The organism is Candidatus Poriferisodalis sp., from assembly GCF_965215815.1.
Lineage (GTDB): Bacteria > Actinomycetota > Acidimicrobiia > Acidimicrobiales > Poriferisodalaceae > Poriferisodalis.
The window spans coordinates 574472-591223 of the sequence record NZ_CBDCEO010000012.1; the positions used below are offsets into that span (position 1 = coordinate 574472).

At 65.2% G+C, this 16752-nt stretch carries 8 protein-coding genes and 1 pseudogene; all 9 read left to right on the plus strand.

Annotated features, from left to right (window positions below; translation table 11 throughout):
- Window positions 1-39 precede the first annotated feature (39 nt).
- The 9 genes and pseudogenes from ACOOHB_RS04605 to ACOOHB_RS04645 all read left to right on the plus strand — a co-directional run bounded on the left by ACOOHB_RS04605 (window position 40) and on the right by ACOOHB_RS04645 (window position 16433).
- Window positions 40-1329: an O-acetylhomoserine aminocarboxypropyltransferase/cysteine synthase family protein gene (locus tag ACOOHB_RS04605; RefSeq protein ID WP_420443636.1), complete on the plus strand. Its 1290-nt coding sequence runs from the start codon at window positions 40-42 to the stop codon at window positions 1327-1329.
- Window positions 1326-1835, plus strand: coding sequence for a CoA-binding protein (locus tag ACOOHB_RS04610; RefSeq protein ID WP_420443637.1), 510 nt, complete (start codon window positions 1326-1328; stop codon window positions 1833-1835). Before ACOOHB_RS04605 ends, ACOOHB_RS04610 begins: the two co-directional genes overlap by 4 nt.
- Before the next feature lie 17 nt (window positions 1836-1852).
- Window positions 1853-4066 (plus strand): thioredoxin-like domain-containing protein, encoded by a 2214-nt coding sequence (locus ACOOHB_RS04615; protein WP_420443638.1) that lies wholly within the window; start codon window positions 1853-1855, stop codon window positions 4064-4066.
- A 68-nt stretch (window positions 4067-4134) separates the two neighbouring features.
- Window positions 4135-5652, plus strand: coding sequence for a glycoside hydrolase family 3 protein (locus ACOOHB_RS04620; RefSeq protein ID WP_420443639.1), 1518 nt, complete (start codon window positions 4135-4137; stop codon window positions 5650-5652).
- A 64-nt stretch (window positions 5653-5716) separates the two neighbouring features.
- Window positions 5717-6601: a hypothetical protein gene (locus ACOOHB_RS04625; protein WP_420443640.1), complete on the plus strand. Its 885-nt coding sequence runs from the start codon at window positions 5717-5719 to the stop codon at window positions 6599-6601.
- Window positions 6598-14124, plus strand: a complete 7527-nt coding sequence (locus ACOOHB_RS04630; RefSeq protein WP_420443641.1) for a S8 family serine peptidase — start codon at window positions 6598-6600, stop codon at window positions 14122-14124. The genes ACOOHB_RS04625 and ACOOHB_RS04630 overlap by 4 nt, the downstream gene beginning before the upstream one ends.
- A gap of 433 nt (window positions 14125-14557) precedes the next feature.
- Window positions 14558-14932 (plus strand): annotated as a pseudogene (locus ACOOHB_RS04635) (hypothetical protein); the annotation flags it as partial.
- Between the two features lie 41 nt (window positions 14933-14973).
- Complete coding sequence (locus ACOOHB_RS04640; protein ID WP_420443642.1) at window positions 14974-15189, plus strand: leucine-rich repeat domain-containing protein; 216 nt, start codon at window positions 14974-14976, stop codon at window positions 15187-15189.
- A complete protein-coding gene (locus tag ACOOHB_RS04645) occupies window positions 15138-16433 on the plus strand; it encodes a cell wall-binding repeat-containing protein (RefSeq protein ID WP_420444659.1) in 1296 nt (431 codons plus the stop codon). Before ACOOHB_RS04640 ends, ACOOHB_RS04645 begins: the two co-directional genes overlap by 52 nt.
- Window positions 16434-16752 lie beyond the last annotated feature (319 nt).

Consider the following 16752-nt stretch of genomic DNA (forward strand, 5'->3'; position numbering starts at 1 on the left):
GAACTCACTGGGCTCCGAGCCCGTCGTAGGCTGCGTTCGATGAGCGATCACCAGTTCGGGTTCCGCACGCGCGCCCTGCACGCGGGCGGCCGTCCCGATGCAGCCACAGGAGCTCGCGCGGTTCCCATCTACCAGTCCACAAGCTTTGTGTTCGAGGACACCGCCGACGCTGCGGATCTGTTTGCCCTGCAGAAGTACGGGACGATCTACACCCGCATCTCCAACCCCACCGTCAATGCGTTCGAAGAACGGATCGCGAGCCTCGAAGGCGCCATCGGCGCCGTCGCCACCGCTTCGGGAATGTCGGCGGAGTTTCTCACCGCAGCTGCGCTGTGCGAATCCGGGGACAACCTGGTCACCTCGTCGGCGCTCTACGGCGGCACCCACACGATGTTCGACGTGACGCTGGGACGCTTCGGCATCGAGGCTCGATTCGTCGACGGCGACAGCGTCGACGCCTATGCCGCCGCCATCGACGACCGCACCAAGTTCTGCTACACGGAGATCGTCGGCAACCCGTCGGGATCCATTCCCGATCTGGCTGCGATCGCCGAGGTTGCCCACGCCCACGGCCTTCCCCTGGTGGTCGACTCCACGTTCGCCACGCCGTACCTGTGCAGGCCCATGGAGCACGGCGCCGACATCGTGCTGCATTCGGCGACGAAGTTCATCGGCGGGCACGGCAACTCGATCGGCGGGGTGGTGAGCGAATCAGGTCGCTTTGACTGGGGCAGCGGGCGGTTCCCCAACATGACCGAACCGGTGGCGAGCTACAACGATCTGCGCTTCTGGGAGAACTTCGGCGAGTACGCCTTCTGCACGAAGCTGCGAGTCGAGCAGCTGCGTGACATCGGCGCTGCTTTGTCACCGATGAATGCATTCCTGTTGCTGCAGGGTCTCGAGACGCTGCCCCAGCGCATGGACGAGCACGTCGCCAACGCGCAGGCCGTCGCCGAGCACCTCGAAGCCCACCCCGCAGTGAGCTGGATCAGTTACTCCGGTCTGGCGTCCTCTCCCTACCGGGAACTTGCCCGTAAGTACATGCCCCAGGGACCCGGCGCCATCTTCACCTTCGGCGTGAAGGGCGGGCGCCAAGCGGGCGCCGATTTCATCGAGGCGCTGCAAATGGTCAGCCACCTGGCGAACGTCGGTGATGCACGCACGCTGGTCATCCATCCAGCCTCCACCACACATCAGCAGCTGTCCGAAGAAGCACTGGCAGCCGGAGGCGTCAGCGCCGACATGATCCGGCTGTCGGTCGGCCTCGAAGATCTCGACGACATCTGTTGGGATCTGGACCAAGCTCTCGCGAAGGCGGTGCCCGCATGACGATTGTCCATGAGCCGGTCGATGGCTGGACCGAGCCCGGCGCCGCCGAGCGGTTAGCGCTCATCGGGCGCACGGGCACTGTGGCGATTGTGGGCGTCTCGGCGAATCCGGCACGGCCGTCCAACTTCGTGGCGACCTACCTGCTCAGCTCAAGCACCGACTTCGAGCTGTACTTCGTGAACCCGGTAGCTGATGAGATCCTCGGCCAGCGGTGCTACCCGAGCCTTGCGGACCTGCCGGTGGTGCCCGATCTCGTGGATGTGTTTCGCCGACCGGCCGACCTGCCTGGCGTGGCTTCGGAGGCGATTGCGATCGGCACCAAAGCCTTCTGGGTGCAGCTCGGCCTGTGGAGCTCCGATGCCGCCAAGCTGGCCCACGACGCCGGCCTCGACGTCGTCATGGACCGCTGTCTCAAGATCGAGCACGCCAGGTTCCACGGCGGCCTGCACCGCGCCGGGTTCGACACCGGCGTTGTGGACTCGCGCCGCACTGTTCGCAGGGCCTGAAGGAGATGCGAGACGCCATGAGAGGCGTCACTCGCAGGCCCCGCAGCTCGCCCCGACACTGCTGGGCCCGATGCAAGCCGGCGCGACGCTTTCTTGTCGCTGTTGCCACAGTGCTGCTGCTCGCGGGTGCCTGTGCCTCCCAAGAGGCCGGTGAACCGACGACCGCCACGACCGAGGTTGCCGAGCGCAGCACGGGCACATCTCAACCGGCAACAGGCATCTCCGAAGACGGGGCGGATTCAGCAACCGCAGCGACGGCAACCACCGAGGCCGAGCCAGTGCCGCTGACGTTCGAGGGAAACGTTGCTGCGCCGGAATTCCCGGCCGGTTACGACTGGTTCAACGTCAGCAGGCCGCTGTCGATGAGCGGCGATTTGCGTGGCAAGATCGTCATCCTCGATTTCTGGACTCAGGGCTGCATCAACTGCATCCACATCATCCCCGACCTCCATCGACTTGAGCGCGAGCACCCCGACGAGATCGTCGTTGTCGCCGTGCACTGGGCGAAGTTCGACACCGAGCGCACGTCCGAGGCTGTGCGCGAGGCATCGATCCGGTACGGCCGCCAGCACCCCATCGTGAACGACAACTTGGAGCTGTTGCGGACTGCCTACGGCGTCAACGCCTGGCCGACCGTGGCAGTCGTCGACCCTACGGGCAAGGTGGTCGGCACGGTCGCCGGCGAAGGGGTCTACGACCGTCTGAAACCGGTCATCGCCACGATGGCCGCCGAGTATGGCCACAACGGGCTGATCGACCCCACTCCGCTCGGCGAACTGCTCAACATCACTCCCGCGTTGCCGACAGTGCTCAGCTTCCCTGGCAAGGTGCTTGCCGATGAAGCGGGTGACCGGCTCTTCATTGCCGACACGGGACGCCACAGGATCCTCGTAGCGAAGCTTGACGGCGAGCTCATCGATGTGATCGGCACAGGGGGAGAAGGCCGAGCCGACGGCGGGTTCGCCGCGGCCACGTTCCGAAGGCCGCAGGGCATGGCACTGGATGCCGACGGCAGAACGCTCTACATCGCGGATCGCGAGAACCATCTCATCCGGGCTGCCGACTTGCGTACTCGCCAGGTGACCACGGTGGCCGGGACCGGTGAACCCGTCACCGCCTTTGGGCCCGGCCCCGCGACCGAGACGGCCATAGCGTCGCCATGGGACCTGCATCTGCGAGGCGATCTTCTCTACATCGCAGGTGCAGGGCGGCACCAGCTCTGGTTGCTCAACTTGACGCGGGGCGCGCTCGACTTTTTCGCCGGCACCGGAGCTGAAGGTCTCGACGACGGTCACCGGCTGGCGGCCACCCTGTCGCAGCCGTCAGGGCTGGCTTCGGACGAGGCCTCGCTCTACTTCACCGATCCCGAGGCAAGCGCGGTGAGGCAGGTCTCATTCGGCCCCGACGGCCAGTTGGACACGCTTGTTGGCCGGCATCTCTTTGTGTGGGGGGATGAGATCGGGAGCTTCGAAGAGACGCTCCTGCAGCACGCCATCGGCATCGAGTACGTCGGCGACGCTCCCGGGCAGGGCCTGCTCTATATCGCAGACACGTACAACCATCGCATCAAGGCGCTGGACCTCGACACGATGACATCGACGGGGGTTGCCGGCGACGGAACAGCGGGACTGCGAGACGGCTTCGGCACAGAGGCCCAACTTGCCGAGCCGAGCGGACTCAGCGCCACCTCGACGACGCTGTACGTGGCCGATACCAACAACCACCGCATACGGACGCTCAATCTCGCGACGGGCGAGTTGTCCACCTTGAAGCTGTCGAACCTGGAGATTGCGACGGTGACGGCCACCGGCGTGATCGACGACGAGGTCGTGCTGTTGCCACAGCAAGTCGCGCCGGGACCCATCGAGATCGTGCTCGAACTCGAGGTGCCCGAGGGCTACAAGTTCAATGTCGAGGGACTGTTCGAGTTTGAATGGTCATCAGATGACACCGCGTTGGTACGCCCGCAAGGGAGCGTTCGCTACGAGGCTCGGGGTCCGGAGATGCCGGTGCGTCTGGCCGCCACCGTCGACGCAGACTCGGGCACAGCCGTGCTCAGCGCCACCGCTGTCGTGTTCTACTGCCCGGCCGTGGACGAGACGTTCTGCCTTATTCGCGATGTGAACTTCACCGCACCGATCGAGGTAGATCCCGACGGCGCCAGCAGGGTCGAGTTGCCGCATCAACTGCTGTCCGCCGAGGAGCTGGATCAACGCCTGTCGTCGCAATGATGCGTTGTGGCGCCAGCGCGCCGGAGCAACCGGCGCCCGCGACTCGGCGGCAACCGCCATCACGTTCGGTGCGGGCAGCGCTTTGCCTCGCAGTGCTGCTCAGCGCAGCGGGCTGGCTGGCTGCGTCTCCAGGTGCGGGAGCGCAGTCCAGTGGCGAGTCCGATTCGCCGCCGCTGGTCACGGTGGCGCCCGAAGCGGAGTCCCCTGGGTCGGATGGGGAGCCTGCGGCGCCCCGGATCGTGGCAGTGCTGCGCGGACCGGCCGGCGTGGGCTACTGGCTGATCGGCGCCGACGGCTCGATCGAGGCCATCGGCACCACCATCCTGCCGATCGTCGGAGATCAGCCCCCGATCCATACCAATGTCGTCGGTGCGCGCCTCGGTGCGCCCGGGGCACTTGGAGTGTGGTTGCAGCTCGCTGACAACAGCGAGGTGGCGATTGGCGATCCGGGACCGACCGTGCTCACCGGCGAGGAACGACCGTTGGGCTGGCTCTCGGGCGTCGGGGTCCGCCAGCTGCTCTCGGGGGCGTGGTGGACCGATATCGATCAATGGTGCACAGCTGAGCTGTCGCTGCCGGTCCGGATCGGACAGACGATCATGACTGCGCTGGGTGAGCGCTCGCTTGGTTTCGCCGTCGAGGAAGCACGTGACCGCCGCATCGGCGGAATCCTGCTGCAGGGCCCTGTCACCGAGCATGTCTGGCGCCGCATTGCCGAGCTGCAGGACTTCGCTGACCGAATCCCGCTGATCTTTGCCGTCGACGAGGAGGGCGGTCGGGTGCAACGACTCGCCGGCGTAGTTGGTCGGTTGCCTTCAGCGGCGGCGCAAACCGCCAAGTCCCCGGCTGAGGTGACTGAACAGGCAGCGAATCACGCTCGCAAGATGGCAGCGCTGGGGTTCACCATGAATTTTGCCCCGGTCATCGATGTCGGTGGCGGGGAAGGCATCGGGGACCGATCATTCGGCAACGATCCCGCCACGGTCACCGACTACGGCATGGCGACCGTGGAGGGACTCAGCGCTGGGGGAGTGGTTCCCGTGGTGAAGCACTTCCCAGGTCACGGCGGGGCCTCTGCGGACACTCACGAGGAACTCGCATCCACCGCTCCGCTTTCTGAGCTGCGCCAGCGCGACCTACTCCCCTTCGCAGCCGTCGTCGGGGCGACAGACGCGGCCGTCATGGTGGGACATCTCAACGTCCCCGGACTGACTGGCGGGATGCCAGCGTCTCTGTCGCCGGCGGCGATCAACGGCCTGCTGCGCGACGAGCTGGGCCACAGCGGACTGATCGTGACCGACTCGCTGGTCATGGGCGCCATCCGCAGCCAATGGTCGGTGAGCGAAGCTGCACTGCTGGCCATTACGGCCGGCGCAGATCTCGCGCTCGTCGGCGGTCTTGAAGATGCTGCGGCCGCATTTTCCGAGATCGAGGCGGCGGTCGCCGAGGGCCGACTCAGCATTGAGCGTCTCGATGATGCAGCCACCAACGTGCTGCGTGCGAAGGGTGTTTTCGCGTGCACTCTGGTCGGCCGCGACGGTCTTGGCAGGCCGGTGCTGTACGACCCGACGCTCGTCGGTCGGTAGTTTGTCGACCAAGCAGGTCCCATAATTCGCTGATCCCGCCTCATGCATACATAACATGAGCTAGATGCATGCAGTTGGCGCGAACACGGCGGCCCGAGCAGCGACCATCTTCGCTCTCATCGGTGTGTTCGTCGGGCTTGCCTACTGGGGCCTGCAGGCCACGGGGTTCATGGGCAGCCATGAGCGCGACGCCATCGTTCGAGCCGGCGCGCCTGCGGAGGCCAGCGGCTCTCAAGCGGCTTCGGGTGACTCTGTTGCACAGCCGGCGGTGGCATTGCCAGCAGAACTGCCATCGCTCGAGCCCGCGGCGGTCCCGCTGGTCCCCAAAGCTCCAGCGGTAGCGCCTGGTCATCAACCATCTGCGGACTTGCGTGCCGCTGCGGAGACGGACTCGGGAACATCGGCGGTATCGAGCAGCGACGAGGTCGGGCCGGCAGATGTCGAATCGGCTGGCGGGGAATCCAAGGAGCCGCCGCTGGAGCCACACCAGCCGACGTTGGGCCAGATGTACACGTGGGAGGACGGCGATCGCACTTTGGAGGTGTGGCTCGATCCGAATCTGGTTGTCCAATCCGACGGCGACGGCATCTCGCGGGAGGACATCAGCGCCAGCGCGGGCGACGGCGTCGTGGTGCGAGGCGATGCCACGGAATCCCTTCGTGCGAAGGGTGATCCCGTGTTCTGGTCGTCCTCGGGCGAGTTGATGGCGTTGCCCGGTGGTGCAGTCCTCGTGCTCGATGCGAGCTGGGACGTCGCAGCCGTCGACGATTTCCTCGAACGCAACGGGATCGATGCCAGCCGTCTCACCGAGCTGGACTTCGTCGCCAACGGCTTCTTCATCGACACCGAGCCTGGCATTCCCTCACTCGATCTCGCAAATTCGCTGGCTGGCCAAGACGGTGTCGTGCTGGCGAGCCCGAATTGGTGGACCGAGATCGTTACTAAGTGAATCCCTCAGAACGTCTCTCGACTCGTTCGGCCGTGTCCCGGCTCAAGCGCTCGGGGCTGGTGGTGTGCCTGCTCGCGGGAATGCTCGTATTGCCGGTGTTGGCGAGCAATGAAGCGCATGCGCAGACGCCGGCTGCTCCCATCATCTCCGGGGTGGCCTCGGGCGACCAGGCCTTGACGGTGGGGTGGAATGCCCCTGACGGGGTCAACGCCGCCGACATCACGGCCTACGACGTGCGCTACATCGCAACGAGCGCGAGTGCCGTTGACAAGGCCGACGACACCAAGTGGACCGTCTTGGACCCTGCGTGGGAAGAGGGGAGCTTGCGGGTCATCGTGAGCCCGCTCACGAACGGCACCAGCTACGACCTGCAGGTACGAGCGGTGACCTCAAGTGACGGGAATTGGTCGACGACGATGACGGGAACGCCCGCCGAACCGAGTTCGTCACGAACGTCGGCCACGGTCATCGTCAACGAGCTGCCGGTACGGGGTGTGGTCGATTCAAGCAGCGATATCGATTACTACCGGTTCCAGGTGAGCGGTACGCGCGAGTACTTCATCTTGACCACGGGTGACACCGACACGTATGGAAGCCTCTACAGCGGCAACAGCAACGCCATCGCCAGCAACGACGACTCGAATCTCTCGAGCGGCCCGCGGAACTTCAAACTCGACGGCGAGCTGACCAGCGGCACCTACTACATCAAGGTCACCGGCTACGGCGACGCAACCGGCCCGTACACATTGCACCTGCAGACCTCCGCCGACTCGACCGGTCTGAGCAATGCGACGAACATCGAACTCGACAGCATCACAGGAGCTGTAATTCACGACACCACGTCGACTTCTTCGTTTGACGGCGACGTGGACTACTTCAAGCTCGAATTGACCGCTGAGACAACGATCACTGCACGTGCCAGCGGATTCGTCGCCGACACCCTCGGAGCGATCCTGGACTCCACCGGTGCGGTCATTGCGGACAACGATGACTCGTACCTGGAACCGACCCGCTACCAATTCGCCCTGCGAGAGACACTCCCAATGGGCACGTACTACATCCGTATCGAGCCGTACGACCTTGACGACTACGGCCTGTACTACCTGTTTGTCTACGAGTCCGACGAACCCGGCAGCTCCAAGGCATCGGCGGCCGCAATCGACATCAGCCAGACCGCGGGCGGGACAACTGATGCGGCAGGCGACTACTTCACGTTCACGCTCGACGAGTCGACCCGGGTTGCACTCGTGGGCTCGAGCCGCGAGGTGGACATCAAAGCCACGGTGCAGGACTCGACCGGCTTAGCGCTGGATGTCAGCAACTACGAGGTGAACTTCTCAGGGGGCGTCCACACCTTTGCGATCTTCGACACGCTGGCGGCCGGCACCTATTACCTCAGAGTCGACGCAAACCAATTCGGTGACACTGGCAAATACCTCGTGCTCCTGCGACCGGACAGCCGATACGCGTATCTGGAGCAGATCTGCCCATCAGCACCCGCGGGCATCAACGACACGTTCTATGGGTGCCAGTGGCACCTGAACAACACAGGTCAGTTCGGCAGCACTCCTGACGAGGACATCAACATCGACGACGCCACTCTCGGCAGCGTCTGGAACACCACCATGGGTTCCGGTGTCAACGTCGTGGTGGTTGATCAGGGCCTCGACTACCTCCACGAGGATCTGAAAGACAACGTCGACAACGACAAGAACCACAGCTACCGCGCCAACGGTGATGTCTTTGGCGAGGGGACGAGTCACGGCACAGCGGTGGCCGGACTGATCGCAGCGCGTGACAACAGCGCCGGCATACGTGGCGTCGCGCCGCGCGTAACGATCTACGCGTATGACCTGCTGAGCAGTTACAGCGGATTCAACGCCGCCGATGCGGTGACACGTGCCCGCCGCACCACCTCGGTATCCAACAACAGCTACGGGCTAAAGGACAGCCCCGGTGCAGCCCGGACCAGCCAGCTCCGGGAGATGGCGATCGATACAGGCGTGACCGAGGGGGACGACGGCAAGGGCGTCGTCTACGTGTGGGCCGCTGGCAACGGCGACGACGACGGCGACTGGGCCTCGCTGGACGAGGTCGCCAACTACTACGGCGTCGTTGCAGCGTGTGCCGTTGATCACAAGGGCGAACGGTCGTATTACTCCGAGCAGGGTCCGAATCTGTGGGTGTGCGCGCCCGGGGGCAGCATCCGTAAGCGCCAACTGGGCATAACGACCACGCAGCGCTACAACCGTTACAGGGACACGTTCAGCGGCACCAGTGCCGCAGCGCCGATCGTGTCGGGTGTGGTCGCTCTCGTCCGAGCGGTTGACCGGACGCTGACGTGGCGCGACGTGAAGCTGATCCTCGCAGCGTCAGCCCGCAAGAACGACGCGACCGATTCCGGTTGGGAGACCGGCGGCCGCAAGTACGGCTCGACAGCGTCGGACTGCAGCACAGCGAGTGACTGCTACGGCTTCAACCACCAGTACGGCTTTGGAGTGGTAGATGCCTCGGCAGCTGTCGCGCTCGCTCAGAACTGGACGAACGTGCCCGATATGCGCACCGCGACCGCTGCCTACGGAACGTCCCAGACGATTCCCAGCACGAACAGCAATATCACCAGCACGGTCAATCTCGGTGGCGACGTGGATTTCGTGGAGTTTGTCGAGATCAATGTCGATTTCAATGCACCTCGCTTCCGTGACCTGAACATCGATCTGGTGTCGCCGTCGGGCGCGACATCGGTGCTGACAGTGCCGAATTCGGCCGATTGCCGAGGCTCAGCGAGTTGCCCGCTGACCGGCGTGTTCAGATTCGGCTCGGCTCGTCATCTTGGCGAGGATCCTCGGGGGACGTGGACGCTGCGAGTGTCCGACAGGGTCGCCGGCGGTTCGGTCAACGTCGTGCGTTCGTGGGACTTGAAGGTGTACGGCCATCGCCAGTCGCCCGATCCGGTGCCGTTGCAGTCTGTGCAGCCTGGGTCGGGTTCTCTGAGGGTCGTCTGGGACGAACCCGGCTATGCCGGCACTTCGTCCATCACCTCATACGACGTTCGTCATATCCGCAGCGACGCCGCCGACAAGTCGGACGCGATGTGGACTGTCGTCACCGGCGCCGGCACACCCAGCAGTCGCAGCTACACGATCGAGAGCTTGATGGACGGCGTCCAGCGGGATGTGCAGGTTCGGGCGGTCGGCAGTCGTGCCGGTGCGTGGTCCGCTACGGCGCGTGGGACGCCAGGCACTACCAACAGCGAGCCGTTCTTCGTCGATGGTGAGAGTACGACGCGCACGGTTGCCGAGAACGTCGGCTCGGGTGCTGAAGTCGGTTCGGCGATAGCGGCGTCGGATGCCGAAGACGTCCCGTTGACCTACGCAAAGGACGGCACCGACGCGGACTTCTTCGAGCTCGACGCCTCGACAGGGCAGCTCACGACGAAATTCGACCCGGACTTCGAGAGTCGCGAGACCTACACCTTCACGGTCTCGGTCACCGACAGCTTCGACGACGACGGAATCGACGACACCTACGCCACCGACGACACCGTCACGGTGACGGTCGATGTCCTCGATACCAACGAGCAGCCCGTCATCGAGGGTCCCGCCGCCATCGAGGTTGTCGAGGGCACGCAAACAAACATCGGCACCTACACGGTGACTGACCCCGAGGGTCAGGATGTCAGATTGGGCTTCGAAGGGCCCGACGAAGCGGTGTTGTTTCTCAGCGGAGCGACGTTCTACCTCAACGACCGCGCGCCGATCGGCTTCCTGCAGGATCCTGACCACATCAGGCCCGACTTTGAGGACCCTCTCGATGCGAATGGCGACAACGTTTACGAGATCCGGATCGCGGCCTCCGACGGCGTCAACAGGGCCACCCTTGATATAACGGTGACCGTCACCGACGAGAACGAGAAACCGACGTTCCCGACCGGCATCTCCGACACAGCCACCGTGGACGAGAACAGCACCGCAACAGGCCTGTCTTTCAGCGTTGACGACCCGGAGAACGACAGTATCGAATGGACCTTGTCGGGCGCGGATCGGTTCGAATTCGACATCATCGGCGGCGTGCTGACGTTCAAGCACCCGCCGGATTTCGAGATGCCGACCGACCAAGGCCGCAACAACACCTACAACGTCAACGTCGAGGCTTCCGACGGCGCCAACTTGGAATCGCTCCCGGTTGAAGTGGTAGTGCGAAACGTCAACGAGCCTCCCGAGATCACCGGGCCGTCTGTCTGGAACTACCCCGAGAACAGCACTGGCATCGTCGCCGGTTACAGCGCGAACGATCCAGAGGAGCGCGAGCAGGTGACGTGGTCGCTGTCGGGCACCGATCGGGGCTTCTTCGAGATCAGCTCAAACGGGATACTGCGGTTCAAGCAATCGGAGAGTCCGCCTGATCGCGAAGCGGCGCGGGGGTACACGTATCGGGTCACGGTCGAAGCATCAGACGGCAAGAACGAACAGGGCAACGCTGACACGTCGGTCGATGACTGGGTCGATGTGACGGTGACGGTCACAAATGTCGACGAACCGCCGGAGATCACCTCAGGCCCGGTCGGCGGATCTATCTCGGAGGGCAACACAGGCTCGTTCGCTTTCGTGGCTGAGGACCCAGAAGGCGACCCCATCGACTGGACGCTGAGGGACCCCGATTCGGCGGCGTTGAAGATCGACGACTTCGGAGTCGTCGAGTTCGACCCGGCGCCGGACTTTGAGGCGCCGACTGATGCTGGACGGAACAACTCCTATGCGGTGACCGTGGTTGCGACTGCCGGGTCGTTGGAGGACACGCGCGGCCTGACCGTGTCGGTCACCAATGCGGAGGAATCTGGCGAGTTCGAGCCGTTCTCGCAGCCGCAAGCCGGTACGGCATTGACGGCTGTGCTGACCGACCCAGACGGCGGCGTGAGCGGGACCATCTGGACGTGGGAGCGCTCGCAGGTCAACTCGCAGTCGGGATGGGACACGATCGGCGGCGCGAACTCGCGCTCGTATGAGCCCGTCGGCGGCGATGACGTTGACGTGAGTGATGTGGGTCGCTATCTCCGGGTCACGGTGTCGTACCGGGACCGCCAGGGCCCCAACAAGGAGGTCCACTCCTCGTCTCTCGGGCCGGTACTCGCAGCACCGGTCACCAATGAACCGCCGGAGTTCCCGACCACGGAGATGGGCGAGCGGTCTGTCGACGAGGACACTGAGATGAACACGGCAGCCGGTCGTGGCATCGGCGCGCCGGTTGCGGCGGTCGATCTCGACAGCGATGAACTGACCTACACGTTGAGCGGGCGAGATGCCGCTCTGTTCAACATCGACCCCGGCACCGGTCAGCTCAGAACCAGGGCGGCATTAGATCACGAGCGTACCCCCAGCGACCACTACCGGGTCATCGTGACAGCTCGCGATCCCTCGCGGGAAGCGGCAACGATCTCGGTGACAATCACAGTCGAAGACGTGAACGAGGCGCCCGAGATCAGGGGACTCGACATGCCGACCTATGCGGAGGACCGTGCCAATGCTGTTTCTCCTTACAAGGCGGCGGACCCTGAGGGCGAAGCTGTCACGTGGCGCCTGAAGGGTGCCGACGCGGGACGGCTTCGGATCGACGGTTCCGGGGTGCTGAGTTTCAGGCCCGGCAGTCAGCCGGACCATGACATTCCGGGTGACGCCGACCGGGACAATGACTATGAGGTCGTCGTCGTGGCCGAGGACGACCGACAGTTGGCCGGCGAGTATCCGGTGACGGTGCGAGTGACGCCGGTGGACGAGGCACCGGTGGTCAGTTGTCAGAGCGGTCAGTGCACTTTGGACGGCCAAAGCGGCCTGACAGGCATCTTGTGGCAGGAGGGGCGCGGCGGGGTTGTTGGTGATTTCTTGGGGGTCGACCCTGAGCCTGAGGAGCGCGTGACGGTCACGTGGTCGCTTACGGGACTGGACCACGGGGATTTTGAGATTGACGACCTCGGCGGCAGCCTCCAGTTTGTCGCGCCGCCGGACTACGAGCAGCCCGCCGATTCGAATCGCCGCAACGACTATGTGGTGATCGTGCGTGCGTTCGACGGCAACAGTCACGGCACCCTGACGGTGACGGTGACGGTCACCGACCGCGATGAGCCCGGGACGCTGAAGCTGCCGCCCGAACCGCCTGAGGTGGGCGAGCCGCTGGTGGCGACCCTGGCTGATCCCGATCGCCCGTTGACTGCTCACGAGTGGATGTGGTGGCGTTCTGGGGACCGGCACGGTGCGAGCGGCTGGGAGCTCATCCCCGATGCGACGACATCGACGTACTGGCCTGTCGCCGCCGATGCGGGTCACTGGCTGCGGGTGCGTGTCGCGTACAAGGACGTCCACAGCCCCCAAGACCCTAATCAGGCTCCTGACAAGGAGCGAGAGGCGGTATCGATCAACTCAGTGCAGTCGGTGCCAAGCCGCGCAGGCTCGGGTGGTCCCGCCGGTTCGAGTGGCAGCGGCGGTGGTTCCGGCTCGGGAGGTGGCAGGTGCCTCTGGCGGCAGCAGCGGCGGCGGTGGTGGCGGGGCGGCGGTGATTTTGATGTTGGTGTTGCGACGTTTGTGGTGGCGAATGGGTGGAGTGCGGCTGATGTGGGGGTGGCGTCGGTGCTCGCAGCGCGTACCTCGGGTGCAGTGGTGGTGTACACCGCAGGCGACGAGTTGTCCGAAGAGACGAGGGTGCTGCTGAGGGAGGCTTTGCCTGCTGAGGTGGTCATTGTGGGCGGCAATGCTGCGGTGTCGCGTGACGTTCGTACTCAGGTCCGGGCTGCGTCGTCGGAGTCGGGGATATCGCGTGTGTCCGGCGAGGATCGTGCCGACACCGCGGCGGGCACGGCGCGGCGCATTTTGGGCGGTCCAGCGGGGGCGGGTCGGGTCACGCTCGTCGTGGCCAATGGCTGGTCTCCGCCTGACATCGGCGTGGCTGCGGCGCTGGCTGCGCGCAGTGGCCGTTCTGCGGTGATCTACACCGAGGCGGGCAGGCTGCCCGAAGCGTCGGCGGCTGTGCTGCGCGACTACCAAGTCGCGCGAGTGATCTTGGTCGGCGGAACTGCCGCAATTGCATCGAGCGTGCACGACGCGATTGCTGCGACAGTGAGCGGCGCCAGCATCTCGCGTCTGACCGGCGATGACCGCATCGACACTGCTGCGCAGGCGGCACGGCGGGTGCTGGGCAACCCTGCTGCAGCGCCTGATGACGTGACCTTGGTGATCGCGAACGGCTGGTCCGCGCCCGATGTCGGGGTTGCTGCGGCGTTGGCAGCCGCGACTGAGAATGCAGCGGTTGCGTACACCGAACGGGGAGCGCTGTCCGACGCGACCGCAGCATTGATCCGCGATTACCGGCCCACCCAGATCCTCATCGTGGGCGGCCGCGCAGCAATCGCCAACGACGTACGAACAGCCATCACCCAAACGGCGCCCGACGGTGCCGACGTGCGGCGTATCACGGGCAGCACCCGCACCGACACGGCCGTCCGCGCCGCACGACGTATCCTCGCCAACCGCTGAGTCCCGGACTACTGCGCTGACCATGTTCAACCATTTCCTGCCGAGGACTCCTAGCTGATGACTCACAACACGTCTGCCGGCAACACCCACGCCGCGGTCATCCACAGGGCACGCAATGCCGTGCAGCGCAGACGGCTGCTCATGGTCGGTGTCTCGGCACTGACGCTCGCGTTCACCGCCGCTGCGGTGATTGGGATTGGCAACAGTCGCTTCCGCGCAGTCCACAGGGGCTGCTCAGGCTCCGCCGCTGCTCGCTCGCACACCACCACTGAACGCACACCGGACTCATGGGGCTGCCGATCGGGGACCGCGGCCTGCAAGGTGAGAACTGAGCTGCCTCACCAGCCTGCTCGCTGCGAAGCCGATCCTCTTGGGCGGCAGCTCAACCGAGCTGAATTGGAGCACTTCACTGTCCTTGGCAGCCTGGCACGGCGTGGGGCTGAACGACAGCTCTACCCGCGTCGCTGCGCTGCGGCTCGGGGGCTATGGCCTGCAAGGTGAGATTCCGACCGAGCTCGGCAACCTCACCAGCCTCACGCAGCTCTATCTGGACAGCAATCAGTTGTCGGGTCCGATCCCGTCCGGGCTCGGCGGCCTCGCCAGCCTCACGATCCTCGACCTGCACAGCAATCAGTTGACGGATTCGATCCCGTCGGGGCTCGGCAACCTCGCCAGCCTCACGCAGCTGTACCTGGACAGCAACGAGTTGTCGGGTCCGATCCCGTCGGGGCTCGGCGATCTCGCCAGCCTCACGCAGCTGTACCTGGACAGCAACGAGTTGTCGGGTCCGATCCCGTCGGGGCTCGGCGGTCTCGCCAGCCTCACGAGCTCTACCTGGACAGCAATCAGTTGTCGGGTTCGATCCCGTCGGGGCTCGGCGGCCTCGCCAGCCTCACGATCCTCGACCTGCACAGCAATCAGTTGTCGGGTTCGATCCCGACCGAGCTCGGCAACCTCACCAACCTCACGATCCTCGACCTGCACAGCAATCAGTTGACTCGATCCCGACCGAGCTGGACAACCTCACCAACCTCACGATCCTCGACCTGCACAGCAACGAGTTGACGGGTTCGATCCCGACTGAGCTCGGCAATCTCACCAGCCTCACGATCCTCGACCTGCACAGCAATCAGTTGTCCGGCTGCATTCCACTCTCGTTGACGGATCTGCTGGATGGGCAGGATCTGGGTCTGAGCGCGTGCGACGACACGTCGGTCCCGGTGATCGATCCAGGCGGCGGCACCAATGGCGGCGAGGGTGGTGGTTCCGGCCCGGGAGGTGGTGGCAGTGCCTCTGGCGGCAGCAGCGGTGGTGGCGGTGGCGGTGGTGGCGGCGATTTTGATGTCGGTATCGCGACGTTTGTGGTGGCGAATGGGTGGAGTGCGGCTGATGTGGGGGTGGCGTCGGTGCTTGCGGCGCGTACCTCTGGTGCGGTGGTGGTCTACACCGCTGGTGACGAGCTGTCCGAGGAGACGCGGGTGCTGTTGCGCGAGGCGTTGCCTGCTGAGGTAGTCATCGTGGGCGGCAACGCGGCGGTGTCGCGCGATGTCCGCACCCAGATCCGCGCCGCGTCGTCAGAGTCGGGGATCTCGCGTGTGTCGGGCGAGGACCGCGCCGACACAGCGGCGGGCACGGCTCGACGCATCCTGGGCGCACCCGCAGCAGCGGGCCGGGTCACGCTGGTCGTGGCCAATGGCTGGTCCCCGCCAGACATCGGCGCGGCTGCGGCGCTGGCGGCGCGCAGCGGCCGCTCGGCGGTGATCTACACCGAGGCCGCCAGGCTGCCCGAAGCGTCGGCGGCTGTGCTGCGCGACTACCAGGTCGCGCGAGTGATCCTCATCGGGGGCACTGTCGCGATCAGCGATGAGGTGCACGACGCGATTGCCGCGGCGGCGGGCGATGCCAGCGTCTCTCGCCTGACGGGCGCTGATCGCATCGACACCGCTGCGCAGGCAGCTCGACGGGTGCTGGGCAACCCCGCTGCGGCTCCCGACGGCGTCACTTTGGTGATCGCGAACGGCTGGTCCGCTCCTGATGTCGGCGTTGCGGCCGCGTTGGCAGCAGCGACGCAGAACTCTGCGGTCGCCTACACCGCACAAGGAGCATTGGCCGAGGCCACAGCGGCGCTGATACGCGACTACCGGCCCAGCGGGGTCATCATCGTGGGCGGCAGCGCAGCAGTCAGCAATGACGTGCGCGCCGCCATCACCGAAACCGCACCCGACAGCGCCGACGTGCGGCGCATCACCGGCCGCACGCGCACCGACACGGCCGCCCGCGCCGCACGACGCATCCTCGCCAACCTCTGACAATCCGCCGCTGCTTCCAGTTGACTCCCGCATAGACAGGACCGGGCCGATTCGGGCGCACTTTGGTCGGCCGCGACGGTCTTGGCTGGCCGGTGCTGTACGATCCGACGCTCGTCGGCCGCTGACTGTCGACGGCTGGCGATATACGCGCTGTTATATGACCGATCAGCTCCGAATCGCGACATATTCTTCCGGCTAATGAGGTCGAGTCGGGCGCGCGCAACCGTGATGCGAATGGCGTCCGTTGTCGTGGTCGTGCTCGCGGTCGCCGCCGTTCTGTACTGGCGATCGCAGGTCTCCTCCTCAGCCGACGCTGCGG

Excerpts from the sequence above, each read along its gene's own strand:
- ACOOHB_RS04605 (WP_420443636.1), top strand. The coding sequence starts at position 40 with ATGAGCGATCACCAGTTCGGGTTCCGCACGCGCGCCCTGCACGCGGGC.
- ACOOHB_RS04610 (WP_420443637.1), top strand. The coding sequence starts at position 1,326 with ATGACGATTGTCCATGAGCCGGTCGATGGCTGGACCGAGCCCGGCGCC.
- ACOOHB_RS04615 (WP_420443638.1), top strand. The coding sequence starts at position 1,853 with ATGAGAGGCGTCACTCGCAGGCCCCGCAGCTCGCCCCGACACTGCTGG.
- ACOOHB_RS04625 (WP_420443640.1), top strand. The coding sequence starts at position 5,717 with ATGCATGCAGTTGGCGCGAACACGGCGGCCCGAGCAGCGACCATCTTC.